Source organism: Maribellus sp. YY47 (assembly GCF_023111095.1).
In the GTDB taxonomy this organism is placed as follows: Bacteria; Bacteroidota; Bacteroidia; order Bacteroidales; family Prolixibacteraceae; genus Draconibacterium.
Genome location: NZ_JALGYW010000017.1, coordinates 69,467 through 85,064, shown reverse-complemented (window position 1 = coordinate 85,064; position 15,598 = coordinate 69,467). Strand labels below are relative to the sequence as shown.

Sequence of the window (15,598 nt, the reverse complement as noted above, 5' to 3'; positions counted from 1 at the left end):
GAAAAGGATTCTGTTTATGTTAAAAAACGTAGATTTTGCCAAACCGGAGAGTCTGTTATTTTTGTGGCTCAAATATTTAAAATCAGAAATGGAGAAAAAAGAAACCTGGAAATTTCCACGGGCATTTTGGGTAGCCAACACGGTAGAATTGTTTGAACGGGCTGCCTACTATGGCTTGTTTATAGCTATCACTTTATATTTATCACGCATCATCGGTTTTAACGACATTGAAGCCGGAGCAATTGCAGGTACCTTCTCTGCATTATTATATTTTCTGCCAACTTTTGCAGGCGCTTATGCCGATAAAATCGGATTTCGCAAGTCGTTGATGCTGGCTTTTGGGCTGCTTACGCTCGGATATGCAGGAATGGGGGCCCTTCCCAGCTTGTTTGAATCAGCGGGCCTGGCAGAATATGGCGACACCACCGTCTTTAAAGGACTGGAAACATCGTCCTACCGCTATGCAGTAGTACCGGCCATGGTACTCATCATCCTGGGAGGATCTTTTATTAAATCGGTAATTACCGGAACGGTTGCCAAAGAAACCACAAAAGAAAACCGCGCCAGGGGATACAGTATATTCTATGCAATGGTAAATATCGGAGCCTTCTCCGGAAAAACCATTGTTAAACCCCTGCGCGAAGCCTGGGGTAATGAAGGATTGATTTGGATTGGTTACTTCTCGGCTGCCATGACTTTGATCGGACTCCTGGTCGTTTTTTTCCTCTTTACCAGTAAAAAGCATGAAGGAGAAGGAAAATCAATTGCTGAACTTTGGAAGGGCTTCTTACGCGTTCTCACAAATGCGAGATTAATTTTCCTCATTCTGATTATCACCGGTTTCTGGATGGTACAACACCAGATGTATGCGACCATGCCCAAATACGTTCTTCGGCTTGCCGGAGAAGGCGCTTCGCCCGAATGGTACGCCAACATTAACCCGCTGATTGTATTTACCACCGTTGGGCTGATTACCCACTTTATGCGTAGGCGATCAGCTCTGTTCAGTATGACAGTGGGTATGTTCATCATGCCTGTATCAGCGCTCTTTATGGCTTCAGGAAACCTGTTCCCCAACGAAATTATGGGAATGCATCCGGTAGCATTTATGATGGTTATTGGGATCGCTTTTCAGGGGTTTGCCGAAACCTTTATTTCTCCGCGCTTCCTTGAATACTTTTCGTTACAGGCTCCCAAAGGAGAGGAAGGACTTTACCTCGGATTCAGTCACCTGCATTCATTTCTCTCTTCCATTTTAGGCTTTTTAATGTCGGGGGTGCTGCTCGACCGGTATTGTCCCGATCCGCGATTGTTCGGTTCGCACGAAGAATGGGCAGTAGCAGCTCAAAATGCCCATTATATCTGGTATTACTTTGTAGGAATTGCAATGATTTCGGCCATTGCGCTGATTATTTACGGGCAGGTGGTAAAAAGAATTGACCGACCAAAACAAATTGCTCATTAATATTTTGGTAATTCGAACGAAATAGTTAGTTTTGCGCACCAATTTCCGTTAAAGGAAAAGCCCGGGTGGCGGAATAGGTAGACGCGCTGGATTCAAAATCCAGTTCTGGCAACGGAGTGCGGGTTCGATTCCCGCCTCGGGTACAAGCAAAGCCGATTCAGAAACTGAATCGGCTTTTTTATTTATTCTTTCATTAGGTTTATTACAACGAATGAAATTCAGTAACTTTTTTGGGATCAAATCAAAAACATCGCGAGGCTTTACTTCTGACCACGCTCCTAAGCCCTTCCTGAAAATGATTTTCCACATTGGGCAGACGATAAAAAATGCTTATTTTGCACTCCTCCGGTGAGGGTAAGCCTAAAATTATGCATTCAGTTAGAATATTATTTTGTTTAGTATTTTTTGCGCCGGGTGTTGCTTTCGGACAGCATTCGCTCGACTCGCTTATGATACGGCTCGATGCAGCTATCGAAAATCATCTTGTCTATACTTCGCAAAAAGAGGAACGTATTCAGGCTTTCAAAGAAAAATTGAAAACTGTCGAAAGAAATTCGATCGAGGAATACAAAATTAATGCTGAACTCTATAATGAATACCGCCCCTACATTTGTGATTCAGCGATTTATTACAAAAACAGAAATATTGAAATTGCAAAGCTCCTGAAAAACACTGAACTTCAATACGAGAGTGAGCTTCAGCTCGCCGATCTCATGGCATCAACAGGAATGTACCTGGAGGCCGTGGATTTGATTATTTCCATAAACCGGGAAAAGGTTCCCGAACATTTACTGGAGGAATACTACAATACCTACAAGCATGTTTATTCTGAACTGGCTTTTTATACACAAGATAAGGCAGGAGCCGAGAAGTACTGGAAAATATCGTCGAAGTATGCTGATTCGTTAAACCTTGAGCTTACTCCTGCCGATAAATTGTATTATACGGTAGAAGAAGACAACCTTCGAAATTCAGGAAAACTGGAGGAGTCGCTAAAGGTAAACGATACTATTCTGGCGAAATATTCTTTGGGAACACGCGAATTTGCCATAACAGCTTACACCCGTTCGTTGACCTACCGAAAGTTGAAAGATGTGGATAACGAAAAGTATTATCTGGCATTGTCAGCCCTTTCCGATATATTGTCGGCAACAAAAGATCACGCCTCTCTCTGGATGCTGGCCGAAATACTTTACAAAGAGAACGATATGGAACGGGCTTACAATTACATTCGCTTTTCGTGGAGCGAAACTGTATTTTACAATGCACGTCTCCGAAGTTTGCAAAGTGCAGGAATACTGTCGCTAATAGACCTGACTTACCAGGCTACCATTGAAAAGAAAAACAAGCAGTTAAAAAACTATCTGTTTCTTACCAGTACACTGGGAATATTGCTGGCGATCGCTTTATTCTTTATCTACGCCCAGATGAGGCGTTTGTCGGAAACAAGAAAATATTTACAGGAAGCCAATACGAGTTTGAAAAAGCTGAATACTGAATTACAGCAGGTAAATCAGCAGTTGCAGGTCGTTAACAGGGATCTTTCCGAGTCGGATCACATTAAAGAAGTATACGTTGGTCATTTTATAAAACTTTGCTCTACCTACATCGATAAGATGGATGGATTCCGTCGGATGGTGAACAAAAAACTAACAACAGGTCATATTTCCGAATTAGTTACGATCACCCGTTCGCAGGAAATGATGGAAGCTGAGTTTGAAGAGTTGTACCGAAATTTCGATAAAGCCTTTCTGCGTATTTTTCCTCATTTTGTAGAAAAGGTAAACGAACTACTCGCTGATGACGAGAAAATGGAGTTGAAGGAGGATGAACTGTTGAATGTCGAATTGAGGATTTTGGCTTTAATTCGACTGGGAATCAGCAACAGCTCTCAAATTGCTGAATTTCTACGCTATTCGGTAAACACCATTTACAACTATCGCGCTAAAATAAAAAGCCGGGCTGTTTCGAGAGACGAATTCGAGGATTTACTCATTCAGATTCGGTAAAACACCTGGCATCCTAATTTCAATTGAACCTGTCACCATCGACAACTTCATGAAATAACCACAATTCCATCAGATTTCGGAAGATAAAGCCCAGAAATTCTGCTAATCAAAACGCAAAAATTTGTTCCATCCAATCCCTTTGCATCCACTTTTTCCATCATCACAATATCCAATAATCACCTGCATGCCTGCCGATTATCCAAAATCTGACAGCAACAGCATCCACTTTAATTACCCTCATTTTTTTAGCAGTTTACCCATTAAATATATTTGATCGGAAAAAACAGACAGGCTAATTCACCAGAAAAACCGTTCGGTATTTAATATATCGAAGGTTGTTTTTAGTCGCATTTGCAAAGGCTATTCCCTTTGGGAAACAAAATAAATTATTGCTTAATGATTAAGCTGATACTAATTAAATGACTTATCTATGGGAACAAATTTCTTAAAAGTAAAAATTCCTCTTATTTATTTGCTTTTGGTTCTTGGCTTGAGTTTATCCGTTCAGGCTCAAAATCCGATAACTGTTAGAGGTGTGGTAAGCGACGTAAAGGGCGAACCGTTACCCGGTGTAAATATCGTGGTAAAGGGAACATTACAGGGAGTAATGACCGACCCGTACGGCAATTACCAGATCAGTGTACCCGGCAGCGATGCCGTTCTGATGTTTTCCTACATCGGATACATTTCACAGGAAGTTACTGTGGGCAGTCGTAATGAGATAAATATTTCATTAAAGGAAGATCTGCAGGAGATTGATGAAGTGGTAGTAATTGGCTATGGTACCGTAGCCCGGAAAGACGTAACCACTGCAGTTTCTACGGTTTCAACAAAAGACATTAATGAACGCCCGATTATTTCGGCAGCACAGGCCATTCAGGGAAAGGCAGCCGGTGTAAACGTGTACTCGCCCAGCGGGGCGCCCGGTGGAGAGATGGTAATCAGGGTGCGCGGTACGACTTCATTTAACGGAAGCAACAGTCCGCTGTATGTGGTCGACGGAGTTCCGGTGGATAACCTGAACTTTCTTTCGCCCCAGGATATTGCCAGCATGCAGATTCTGAAAGATGCTTCTTCAGCAGCCATTTACGGTTCGCGGGCGGCCAATGGTGTTATTCTCATCACAACCAAACAGGCCAGTGGCGAGGCAAAAATTTCTGCCAATGTTCAATACGGAGTCAGCCGGGTTGCCAATCAGATTGAATCGTTGAATGCAGCCCAGTATAAAACACTGATGGACGAAATTCGTCCGGGCGCCATCCCTGAAGGAACAACCGATCAAACCAACTGGTTTGACGAAGTTTACGGCACAGGAATTACTCAAAACTACCAGCTACAGATTTCGGATGGAAACGAAAAAACACGTTACTTCGTTTCCGGTGGTTATCTAAACGAAAAGGGCGTACTTAGTTCGGCATTTTTCCGCAGGTATAACATGCGCAGCAATATTGAAAGCCAGGTGCGCAGTTGGCTGAATTTTGGACTGAACCTGTCGTATTCCGACAATACAAGTAACGGTGTTACTACCGGAGCAGGATCCAACCGTGGTGGTGTGGTGCTTTCCGTAGTTAACCTGCCAACCGCGTCAAGCATTATCGATCCGGAAACAGGATTGTATAACCGCACCTTCTTCGGACAAAACATAACCAACCCGATTGAATCGATCGAAAACGGAAAAAACAACAAGAATAACGAGAACCGTTTGATCGCATCGGGAAGTACAACGATTACTTTCCTTCCCGAACTCAATTTGAAATCATCGTTTACGCTCGACCGCAGAAATGGCAAAGTAACTGGTTTTACTCCTCCGGTTCATGGTGCCGACCGTGACGATTGGGGAAGCGCATGGGATACAAGAAGCACCAACACTCTGCTGGTGTTTGACAACGTGATGACCTACAAAAAGACTTTTGCTGAAAAACACAATTTTGAAGCCATGGCCGGTACTTCCTGGACCGATTCACAATGGTCTCAAAGTTACATTAACGGAACGCATTTCAGAGATAGCAACATTCAGACACTGAATGCGGCGAACAAAATTGCATGGAACAACACCGGATCAAATGCTTCGGATTGGGGAATCATGTCGTTCTTCGGACGCGTTTCATACAACTACGAAAGCAAGTATCTGTTTACCTTCAACATCCGCGAAGACGGTTCATCCAAACTGCATCCCGATTATCGCTGGGGAACATTCCCGTCGTTTTCAGGTGCATGGCGTTTGTCGTCAGAAGAATTCATGAAAGACCTGAACTGGATCGGTGATTTAAAAATCCGCGGAGGCTGGGGACAAACCGGTAACCAGTCGGGTGTTGGTGACTATGCTTATCTGCAACGTTACAGCATTACCCGCCAGGCCTGGTTCGTAACGGGAAAGGACAACGCACTTCCACTTATATCACAAGCAAACCTTCGAACATCAGATCTTACCTGGGAAACCACTTCGCAGATGAACATCGGGTTAGATGCCACATTGTTCCAAGACAGGCTGACCGTAGCAATGGACTATTACTCGAAGCATACCACCGACATGTTGATGTATGTTTCGTTGCCCGAAGGAGCTGCAGCAGCAAGCGACATTGTAAGAAACGAAGGCGAGATGCAGAACCGCGGGTTTGAATTCTCGGCAAGTTCCAGAAACTTTACCGGAGCTTTTAGCTGGAATACCGATTTCAACATTTCGTTTAACAAAAACAAATTAAAAAGCCTCGAACTGCAGCAGATCTATTACGATGCTGAAACTACAGATGCTTTCCATCAAACACGTGTTGTCCGCAACGAACCCGGACGTGCACTTGGGGGATTTTACGGTTACATCAGCGATGGCGTTGACTCAGAAACCGGAGAATTAATGTACCGCGACATCAACGAAGACGGAAAGATTACTGCCTCAGATAAAACCTATATCGGCGATCCAAACCCGCTATTCACCTTTGGATTTACCAATACTTTCTCGTACAAAGGATTCAACCTGAGTGTTTTCATGCAGGGATCCGTTGGAAACGATATTTTTAATGCCTCAAAAGGTGATATCATGGGAATGTACGACCTGAAAAACCAATCGGTGGAGGTTTTGGAACGCTGGCGTACTCCCGGACAAATTACCGATGTCCCAAAAGCCGGATTTAACATGCAACCATCGAGCTATTTTGTGGAAGATGGCAGTTACCTCCGCGTAAAAGACGTGACCCTGTCTTACAATTTCCACGGCGGTATCCTAAACCGTTTGGGTGTTTCGCGTTTGCAACCTTATGCAACAGCAAGTAATTTGCTAACGCTTACCAAGTACAGCGGAATGGACCCCGAAGTAAACCAATGGGGAAACAGTGGCGCTGTTCAGGGAATCGACTGGGGTACATACCCACACAGTAAATCGTTTGTTTTTGGGGTGAATGTTGAATTTTAAAACTGTACAAAATGAAGACAAAATATATTTTAACCATTCTATCTGCCTGTCTGCTTGCTGCCTGTTCGCTTGAATATGATCCGATCGATACGTTTTCGGATGTAACCGAAGGGGTAAGCCAGGACAGTGTACAGGTGGTATTTAAAGACAAAGCAGCTGTATTATTACACCGCCAAACCTTGCTCGATCGGTTTAAAAACGGACAGGAACACTGGTACCTCGATATGTTGCTGCTTGCTGAATCGCATTCAGATAATGCTTATGCCGGTAATCCAAGCTCAGAAACAACTCCGTTTGAGGTAAATTCAATCGAAGGATCAAACACGAACCTGAAACGTGACTGGAACGGCCACATGGCAAATGTTGCCCAGGCCAATAAACTGATCAATTACATCGATGATGTAAACGACGCTTCATTAACGGAAACTGAACGTCAGCAGTATAAAGCGGAAGCAAAAATCCTCCGGGCCATGATCTATTTCGATATGGTAAGAATCTGGGGAAATGTTCCGCTGGTCACAACCGTTGCAGGTGACATTACATCTGAAACAATTGCAGAAGTTTACCCGGCTTATTTCCCTCCTCAAACCGATGCTTTGACCATCTACCAACAGATAGAAAAAGATCTTTTGGAGGGCTTGCAATATGCCCCTGAAAACAATGCGCAGGATAAAACACAACTTTCGAAATCAGTAGCCCGCGCTTTACTGGCAAAAGTTTATGCCGAAAAACCGCTGCGCGACTACGACAAAGTGATTAAATACGCCGATGAACTGGCAGGCGATGGCTTTGAACTGGTGGATGATTTCAGTGATCTTTTTGGTATAATACTCTCTGATCCGAATCTTCCTGCATCGCAGACTAACATGGCGATTGATGCAAAAGCACGCAATACAAAAGAAACCATTTACGAAGCGCAGTTTTTCTCCGGCGATGCCAACTGGGTAACCTGGATGTATGGTCGTTCGATAAATGACTGGACATTTTATTTTGATTGGGTAAAATGGATCACACCATCACGCGACCTCATCAAAGCTTTCAACAGCGAAGTGGGTGATAAACGTTATGCAGAATCCATTGTCTTCTATAAATGCGACTGGAACATTTACTATCCTGCAGACAATTATCCATTTATGTATAAATGCCGCAGTGCATACAACAGCATCATTAAACTGCGTTATGCCGATATTTTGCTGCTAAAAGCAGAAGCATTGATTGCTAAAGGCGATTACAACGGAGCCGCTTCCATTATCAATCAAACCCGCAACCGTGCCGGTTTGGGGAACTTGCCCTCGTGGGCCACTGCCGGACAGCAGGCAATAACCGCTGCCTATCTCAAAGAACGCAGACTTGAACTTGCCTTCGAAGGACAGCGTTGGTTCGACCTTGTGCGATTGGATAAAGTGGAAGAAGTGATGAACACGGTTAACGACAGAGATAATGGACGCCCTGCCCAGGTGTATCCATTTACGAGCCTGTCTTACATTTTGCCCATTCCTCAGGATGTTATTGACCAGAACCCGAATCTTGTACAGAATCCTGGTTACTAAAATTTGTATTGTAAACTTTTAAGAAGGAAAAAATTATGAATTCGATATATAAAATATTCATGTTGATCGGGGTAATCGGATTATTCTTCGCTTCGTGTGAAGATGAATACGGCCCCCGCAAAGAATCAATACCGGTTTTCGAATCGGTAGCGGTTACCCCGGCCAGCTTTTCGTTTGGCGATTCAATTACATTGACCGCAACAATCAGCGATCCGGCCACAATGCTCACTTCCCTGAAATACGAAATTGTTTCAGAAGGCAGGGTGATCACATCGGGGGAAATTCTACTTGTGGGAGATACTTACGAAGTGAATCAATCGATTTTTGTTCCTTTACGCGACAACCAGGCAGACAATGCTGATGTAGTGATGAACCTTGTTGCCAAGAATGTTTTAAAAGGAGCAGACTCATATGAAGTTACCGGTTTAACAGGGAAACGCCCGGTTTACAACCAACTTTACCTGGTGACCGACGATGGAGCCGTTGCAGTACTTTCACCCCGGTCTTCAGATAAAGATAAGTTTGAAGGAACGGAACTGACGCTTGAAACATCTTTCCGCTATAAACTGGCTGAAAAACTGAATGCCGATAAAACCATTGATTACAGCGGTGCGGTTTATGGCAACGTAGATGGTAAAATCGCCATGATCAGTGAAGGTGGAGAATCATCGTTTATTTACACACCGGATGCCGATTACACCCAGGTTTTTACTTACGATAATTATGCATTCAGCGCTTCAACCACCGGAAGTAATTTGGGCGCCGACGACCTCGCATTGTCGGCTTTCGGAGACCAGGATATTTATGGTGAAACATTCCGCACGCTTAAAAGAACACTCGAAAAGGATAAAACTTATACCGTGTTTGGAAAACTGGGCGATGCTGCAAATATTTACAATCCTGATTTCTTTGAACGTATTTCCGATTCACAGGTGAAATTTTTGGGAGAAACCGGTGAATACACCATTTATTACAACCCGGTTCGTAAAAACATAATTGTAGGCGTTGATAATCCTGCATATCCGCAGTACCTGCTGGCATGTGGTTACGGTTTGGGCTATCCCACAAACGTAACTTCCGACGAAATTGGTGCCGTGTATTCAGGACATCACAAAGTTCACACAGAATGGGGCTTTGGTCACATAATGAATTACGTTCTGCTTCGTCAGATCAGTGATGGCGTTTACCAGGGAACATTCTTTACTCCGGGCGATCACGATCATTATGCCGGTTTTAAACCATTTGAAAATACCGGTTGGGCCAACGAAAAGAAAGCAGGCAATTTTACTTTCACCGGCGAACAAATCATCACGGGTGATAACGACTGGACCATTGCCAGTGATTCCGGAACAGAATCGGCAAACTACCGGTTCACCATTGATCTGAACAACAACACAGTGAATATTGAAAAGGTAACGCTTTAATAAAATGAAGATATTATTCAACTATAAAATTCTTTTACTGGTAGCAACGCTTTGTGGTTTTGCTTCGTGCAGCGAAGCAAGCAACGACGATGATGGCGGAGGAGTAGTTATTCCGGACACCGAAACCGGCGATGTGACAATTTATGTTACAACCAACACGCGGACACAGGATTTTAAGTTCCACGCTGTTGACTTTAGCGAGAAAAGTAACATGTCGCCCACCACCATCAAACTGGAGCCATCAACCCGTTACCAGGAAATGGATGGTTTTGGAGCTGCAGTAACCGGGTCAACCTGTTACAACCTGCTTCAGATGACATCAGAGAACCGAACCAGGTTTCTGAAGGAAACCTTTTCTCCAACCGAAGGCGTGGGGATGAGTTACATCCGGATTTCGATCGGTTGTTCCGACTTTTCGCTGAGCGAATATACCTGCTGCGACAACAAGGGCATCGAGAATTTTGGGCTTACGGCAGAAGAGAACGATTACGTTATTCCGATTCTGAAAGAAATACTGGCTATTAATCCGCAGATCAAGATCCTGGGTTCTCCGTGGACCTGTCCCCGCTGGATGAAAGTGAATAATCTGACCGATTTGCAACCTTTCAACTCGTGGACAAGTGGCCAGCTGAACCCAGCATATTATGCTGATTACGCTACTTATTTTGTAAAATGGATTCAGGCTTTCGAGCAACAGGGAATTAATATTTACTCGGTTACTCCTCAGAACGAACCCTTGAATCGGGGAAATTCTGCATCCCTTTTTATGGGCTGGGAAGAACAACTCGAGTTTGTAAAAAATAACCTGGTTCCTGCGCTTAAAGCGGCATCGCTAAACACTAAAATCTATCTGTTCGACCATAATTATAACTACGATAACATGGTTGCTCAGAATGATTACCCGGTGAAAATTTACGATGCCGGAATCGACGACGAGCTGGTTGCAGGAGCTGCTTTTCACAATTATGGAGGAGATAAGGCAGAACTTCTGGATGTACACGAACAATATCCGGAACGGGAGTTGATTTTTACCGAAACATCAATTGGCACCTGGAACGACGGGCGCAACCTACAGGTTCGTCTGATCGACGACATGCGCGAAGTGGCGCTGGGAACCGTGAACAACTGGTGCAAAGGTGTAATTGTGTGGAACCTGATGCTCGACACCGAGCGTGGCCCGAATCGCGAAGGCGGTTGCCAGACCTGCTATGGCGCAGTTGATATCGACCGGTCAAACTATTCGACCATTACCCGCAATTCGCATTACTACATCATCGGGCATTTATCGTCGGTGGTGAAACCGGGCGCAGTTCGAATTGGTACTTCTGGTTTTTCCGATGCCGGATATTACATGTCAGCTTTCGAAAATACCGATGGAACGTATGCTGTGGTTTTACTGAACAGCACTACTTCCGCAAAACTGATTACCCTCGACGACGGTACTCATCACTTCAGTTACGAAGTGCCTGCTAAATCTGTTATTTCATACCGATGGAAAAAATAAAAACTAACACAATGAAGAACTTAAAATACTTGATATTAATACTGGCGGGTTTTGTTGCTTTTATCTCGTGTACTGACGAGGTGAGCGAAATTCAGCCAGCGGGAAATCCTGTGATGGAAGTTGAATCCACCTTTTCCAACGTACATTTCGGCGACGTTTTGCCTTTTACGGTGAACGTAAGTGATGAAATTTCACTTTCAACACTTACTGCTATCCTGTATTTTGGCGACGAAGAAGTGGAAAGAACAACGATCCGTACCAAAGAAAACGGCGAATATTCAGGAACAATTGAAATTCCGTTTCATAAAGATATTCCTAACGGAACAGCCACACTCGAGTTTGTGTTGCTGAATACTACCATGAAAAGTACAACTCAAACTTTTGATGTGCCCATTACCCGTGCTCAATATCCTTACCTGATTTTGGTGACTGAAAACGCATCGTACCCGATGTTGCCCACCGGAACAGCCAACGAATATGCAGCAACCGAAGCATTCCCGTCAACCGATTTGCCCGCATATATTAAAACTCCGGTTCTCGACGAAAAAGGAACTGAAATCGTATTCGGATGGGATGCAGGTGCAGTAATCGAAGGCACCACCACAAATATTCCTTTTGTAAGTCCGGTTGCCGGAACCTTCGCCGTTACGTTTAATACCCTTACCTATGAAGCAGCTCCGTTCTTCGAAATCCTGCTCAACGGAGTAAAAATGAACATGGTTGATAAGGAAAACTATCAGATCGATGTTGATCTTACACAGGGACAGGACGTTACTGTTGAAGGCCTCGAAAACATTGCAGACTGGTGGATCGATGCCGATTACCTGACGAAAAAAGAAGACGGTCTTTATACCTTTGTTCCGATCACTGGAAAATACCGCATTTCAGCCAATCTTAAACTGAACTATTTCAGGGTGGAAGTACTTAGCGGAAATTCGGTTGCATCGTTAAATGCCGACGGAACAGGAGCTATCTGGGTGATTGGAGATAATCTTGGTAAACCTTCGTTACAAGATAATTATTTAGGTTGGAATACCGACAAGGCCTTATGTATGGCTCCGGTAAGCGCTAAAAAATACCAATTGACAGTGGTTGGTGGTGAAACCGTCTCCACTGATGGAATCAATTTCAAATTCTTCCACCAAAAAGGTTGGGGAGGTGAGTTTGGAAGCGCCGCTATTTCAACCACCAGCGAAATTGTATTTATTGGCGATGGTACGAATGGCCGCGATAACGGTAACCTTGGTCTGGTTTCCGGAGTAACACTTGAAGAAGGTGCTACTTATGTGTTCACTGTTGACGTTACGGCAGGAATTGAACAAGCCGTGCTGACCGTTACAAAAAAATAACAGAGAAAAGTGAAGTGTCAAAAAGGTTGTGCATCTTCTTTTAAGCAGATGCATGGCCTTTTTTGCTAAACAGGTTTTAAAAATCATAATCATGAAGAATCCTTTGAAAAGATCAGCTTATCTTGTTGCTGTATCGTGCTTACTAGCTTCGGGGTGCGGCAACCACGATGCGAATAAAATTCTAGAGCAGCCTGCAGAATCCTTTAATCCGCAAAAGGCAAGCGTATTTGTAACCGCAAAAGATACCAATCTTCGGTTGAGTAATGTAGGCGATTTCAGTTTTCAGGTCGTTGATCAACCGCTGGAAATACAGCCCTTTGTTTTTATCGATCCGTCAAAAACCTTTCAAACGATGGAGGGGATCGGCGCTGCTTTGTCTGATGCCTCGGCAGAAACCTTTTATAAAATGCCGAAAGCAATCCAACAGCAAATTCTAACCTCTTTTTTTGATTCAGAGGCAGGTATTGGTTATGATTTTGCGCGTACCAACATTGCGAGTTGTGATTTTTCAAGTGGTTCTTATAATTATGTCGACGAAAATGATTCGTTGTTAGCTACTTTCAGCGTCAAGCACGATGAGGAGTTTCGTATTCCTTTTATTAAGGAGGCTATCGGGGCTGCCGGCGGAAAGCTGAAATTATTTGTTAGTCCGTGGAGTCCGCCAGCGTGGATGAAAGATAACAACAACGTATTACGCGGAGGTAAGCTGCTCGATCAGTACAAACAATCGTGGGCGAATTATTACGTGAAGTTTATTCAGGAATACGAAAAGCGGGACATTCCGGTGTGGGGACTTTCTGTTCAAAACGAACCAATGGCGGTTCAGAAATGGGAGTCGTGCGTTTATACGGCCGATGAAGAACGCGATTTTATAAAAACTTACCTCGGACCAACTTTGCATAACAGCGGAATGAGCGATAAAAAACTGATTGCCTGGGACCACAACCGCGACCAGATCTTTCAACGTGCTTCTACTATTTTAAACGATCCGGAAGCGGCAAAATATGTTTGGGGAATCGGCTATCACTGGTACGAACCCTGGGCCGGCGGCGACATGCAATTTAAAAATGTGCAGTTGGTAAACGATGCCTATCCCGAAACAAAACTGGTATTTACTGAAGGTTGTGTGGAAAAATTCGACCTGAACAGGGTTGACGACTGGACGTTGGGAGAACGCTATGGCTACTCAATGTTGAATGATTTTAACTGCGGAACCGTTGCCTGGACCGACTGGAACATTATTCTGGATGAAACCGGTGGACCAAACCATGTTGGAAACTTTTGCTTTGCTCCTGTTCATGCCAACACACAAACCGGCGAACTGATTTTTACCAACAGCTATTATTACATCGGTCAGTTCTCGAAATTTATCAAGGAAGGCGCAAAAAGGATCGCGGCTTCATCAAGCCGTGACGATCTGCAAACAACAGCTTTCAAAAATCCTGATGGCTCCGTAGCTGTGGTAGTTTTAAATCGTTCAGAAAAAGCATACGACTACCTGTTGATGGTTGGAGAAAAAGCCACAAAACTACAGAGTTTGCCTCGATCGATTATGACGGTTGTGATGTAGGCCAGTCCTCTCCCCGCTTTTGGGTAAAAAAAAATACAAAACCGGCCGTTTAAAACTCCTTCCTAACAAATAAAGGGGATTTAAACAGCCGGTTTTATTACCCTTTATTTTACCGGTTTCTCCATCAGCCAAATCAATGGATTCCGAATCGGTAAATTGCGCAAAACTTCACCGTTTGTAGGGTAGCCTTCCAGCGTTTTCCAAAGCTCAAGGTACTCCGGTTTGTTGTACGCCCTTCCGGCAAACAGCAAAAAAGGCTGCCGCGCCGGCCATTCGTCCCAATACATCACATCGGGCGAATAAGGCCACGTGGATTTATCCTTTATGAAAGGAAACAAAAAATCAGCCGCCTTTTCCAAACTCAGCCCTTCCGGTGTTGTAAACGTAAAAAGATTCTCAGTATCATTGGACAGAATTTCGGCAGTTGTCGTAAAAACATCGAGATTAAAAATGGAATAACCATAAGGTTTTGTCCGGGCAATTTCCTGCGGGAAAGAACCGTCAACAGCCATTTGCCCGGGCAGCAATACCTGTTTAAACCGGTTGCGACACAATTCCAGCACTTCTGCATTGCCTGTCAACCGGGCAAAAGCGCCCACTTGCATCACCCAGCAAGTACCGTGGTTGTTTTTCGCGTTCATTTCATCGATGCCGTACTGATGTGTCGTAAGCCAGGTCACCAGTTCCGCAAACCAGTTTTTAACATCTGCGATAAGTGTTTCAGGCAAAGCCTTGTTTTTGTCCAGAATTTCAACAGAACGCGCCACTTCAACCAAATGAATGGCGTCGATAATTCCGATGCCACGTCCGGTAACTCTTCCTTTTATGGCCTGAACATAAAGCAAGCTGGGATTCATCCGCGTTCCGGGGTTTACAAACCACGCTTCCAAATGTTTGCCGACAGCCATTGCGAATTTCTTATCACCCGTCAGCAAGTACGCTGAAGTTTCCATTCCGACAATTTGACTGAAACGAATCATCGCCTCCCGGTGCGCAGTAAAATTTCCAGGATTGGACTCACCGTCGCGCCGAATGTAAGGTCCATCGGGATTTTCAGGATCAGGCCACCAGTAATCCCCTTCCGAATAAAAATCATGTGCTCCACCCTCGCTGCGCTCGCAAACAGCAGCTGTTACCGTAACCGGCAAGCTGTCAAGAAAAGATGTAGCCTTTTCCACGATATATTGCTGTTCCTCTTCGGAAATCAGCGGGACTTGCTTTTCTTTTTGGCAGGCTGCTATCGCAAGAAAAAATGCTCCTGCGACAAAAATCCGGATTAGATAATTCCTTTTAGGCATGTTATTCAATTTTAATGAAAGAC

Annotated in this window: 9 protein-coding genes and 1 tRNA gene; 9 read left to right on the top strand and 1 reads right to left on the bottom strand. The window is 44.1% G+C overall.

Annotated elements, in window-relative coordinates; genetic code table 11:
• Positions 1-16: 16 nt before the first annotated feature.
• From MR764_RS14660 to MR764_RS14620, 9 genes are all read left to right on the top strand, one after another.
• Positions 17-1,465 carry an MFS transporter gene (locus MR764_RS14660; protein ID WP_247980187.1) on the top strand — a complete coding sequence of 483 codons (1,449 nt, stop codon included), beginning with the start codon at positions 17-19 and terminating at the stop codon, positions 1,463-1,465.
• A gap of 59 nt (positions 1,466-1,524) precedes the next feature.
• Positions 1,525-1,608 (top strand) — tRNA-Leu (locus MR764_RS14655).
• Between the two features lie 225 nt (positions 1,609-1,833).
• Positions 1,834-3,474 carry a DUF6377 domain-containing protein gene (locus MR764_RS14650; protein ID WP_247980186.1) on the top strand — a complete coding sequence of 547 codons (1,641 nt, stop codon included), beginning with the start codon at positions 1,834-1,836 and terminating at the stop codon, positions 3,472-3,474.
• A gap of 430 nt (positions 3,475-3,904) precedes the next feature.
• A complete protein-coding gene (locus tag MR764_RS14645; protein WP_247980185.1) occupies positions 3,905-6,880 on the top strand; it encodes a TonB-dependent receptor in 2,976 nt (991 codons plus the stop codon).
• A gap of 11 nt (positions 6,881-6,891) precedes the next feature.
• Complete coding sequence (locus MR764_RS14640) at positions 6,892-8,430, top strand: RagB/SusD family nutrient uptake outer membrane protein (RefSeq protein ID WP_247980184.1); 1,539 nt, start codon at positions 6,892-6,894, stop codon at positions 8,428-8,430.
• A 35-nt stretch (positions 8,431-8,465) separates the two neighbouring features.
• Positions 8,466-9,854, top strand: a complete 1,389-nt coding sequence (locus tag MR764_RS14635) for a hypothetical protein (RefSeq protein WP_247980183.1) — start codon at positions 8,466-8,468, stop codon at positions 9,852-9,854.
• A 4-nt stretch (positions 9,855-9,858) separates the two neighbouring features.
• Entirely contained in the window at positions 9,859-11,358 is a 1,500-nt protein-coding gene (locus MR764_RS14630) for a glycoside hydrolase family 30 beta sandwich domain-containing protein (protein WP_247980182.1), read from the top strand.
• Positions 11,359-11,369: 11 nt separating this feature from the next.
• The gene (locus MR764_RS14625) at positions 11,370-12,707 is read left to right on the top strand and encodes a DUF5125 domain-containing protein (RefSeq protein ID WP_247980181.1); all 1,338 of its coding nucleotides are present in this window, start codon (positions 11,370-11,372) and stop codon (positions 12,705-12,707) included.
• A gap of 91 nt (positions 12,708-12,798) precedes the next feature.
• Positions 12,799-14,277, top strand: a complete 1,479-nt coding sequence (locus MR764_RS14620) for a glycoside hydrolase family 30 protein (RefSeq protein WP_247980180.1) — start codon at positions 12,799-12,801, stop codon at positions 14,275-14,277.
• Positions 14,278-14,381: 104 nt separating this feature from the next.
• On the opposite strand, the gene MR764_RS14615 is transcribed toward MR764_RS14620, so the two are convergent.
• Complete coding sequence (locus MR764_RS14615; protein ID WP_247980179.1) at positions 14,382-15,575, bottom strand: alginate lyase family protein; 1,194 nt, start codon at positions 15,573-15,575, stop codon at positions 14,382-14,384.
• Between the last annotated feature and the right edge of the window lie 23 nt (positions 15,576-15,598).

Bases quoted from the DNA above. Each gene is read 5' to 3' on its own strand.
- MR764_RS14660 (WP_247980187.1), top strand. From the start codon at position 17: ATGTTAAAAAACGTAGATTTTGCCAAACCGGAGAGTCTGTTATTTTTG.
- MR764_RS14650 (WP_247980186.1), top strand. From the start codon at position 1,834: ATGCATTCAGTTAGAATATTATTTTGTTTAGTATTTTTTGCGCCGGGT.
- MR764_RS14645 (WP_247980185.1), top strand. From the start codon at position 3,905: ATGGGAACAAATTTCTTAAAAGTAAAAATTCCTCTTATTTATTTGCTT.
- MR764_RS14640 (WP_247980184.1), top strand. From the start codon at position 6,892: ATGAAGACAAAATATATTTTAACCATTCTATCTGCCTGTCTGCTTGCT.
- MR764_RS14635 (WP_247980183.1), top strand. From the start codon at position 8,466: ATGAATTCGATATATAAAATATTCATGTTGATCGGGGTAATCGGATTA.
- MR764_RS14630 (WP_247980182.1), top strand. From the start codon at position 9,859: ATGAAGATATTATTCAACTATAAAATTCTTTTACTGGTAGCAACGCTT.
- MR764_RS14625 (WP_247980181.1), top strand. From the start codon at position 11,370: ATGAAGAACTTAAAATACTTGATATTAATACTGGCGGGTTTTGTTGCT.
- MR764_RS14620 (WP_247980180.1), top strand. From the start codon at position 12,799: ATGAAGAATCCTTTGAAAAGATCAGCTTATCTTGTTGCTGTATCGTGC.
- MR764_RS14615 (WP_247980179.1), bottom strand. From the start codon at position 15,575: ATGCCTAAAAGGAATTATCTAATCCGGATTTTTGTCGCAGGAGCATTT.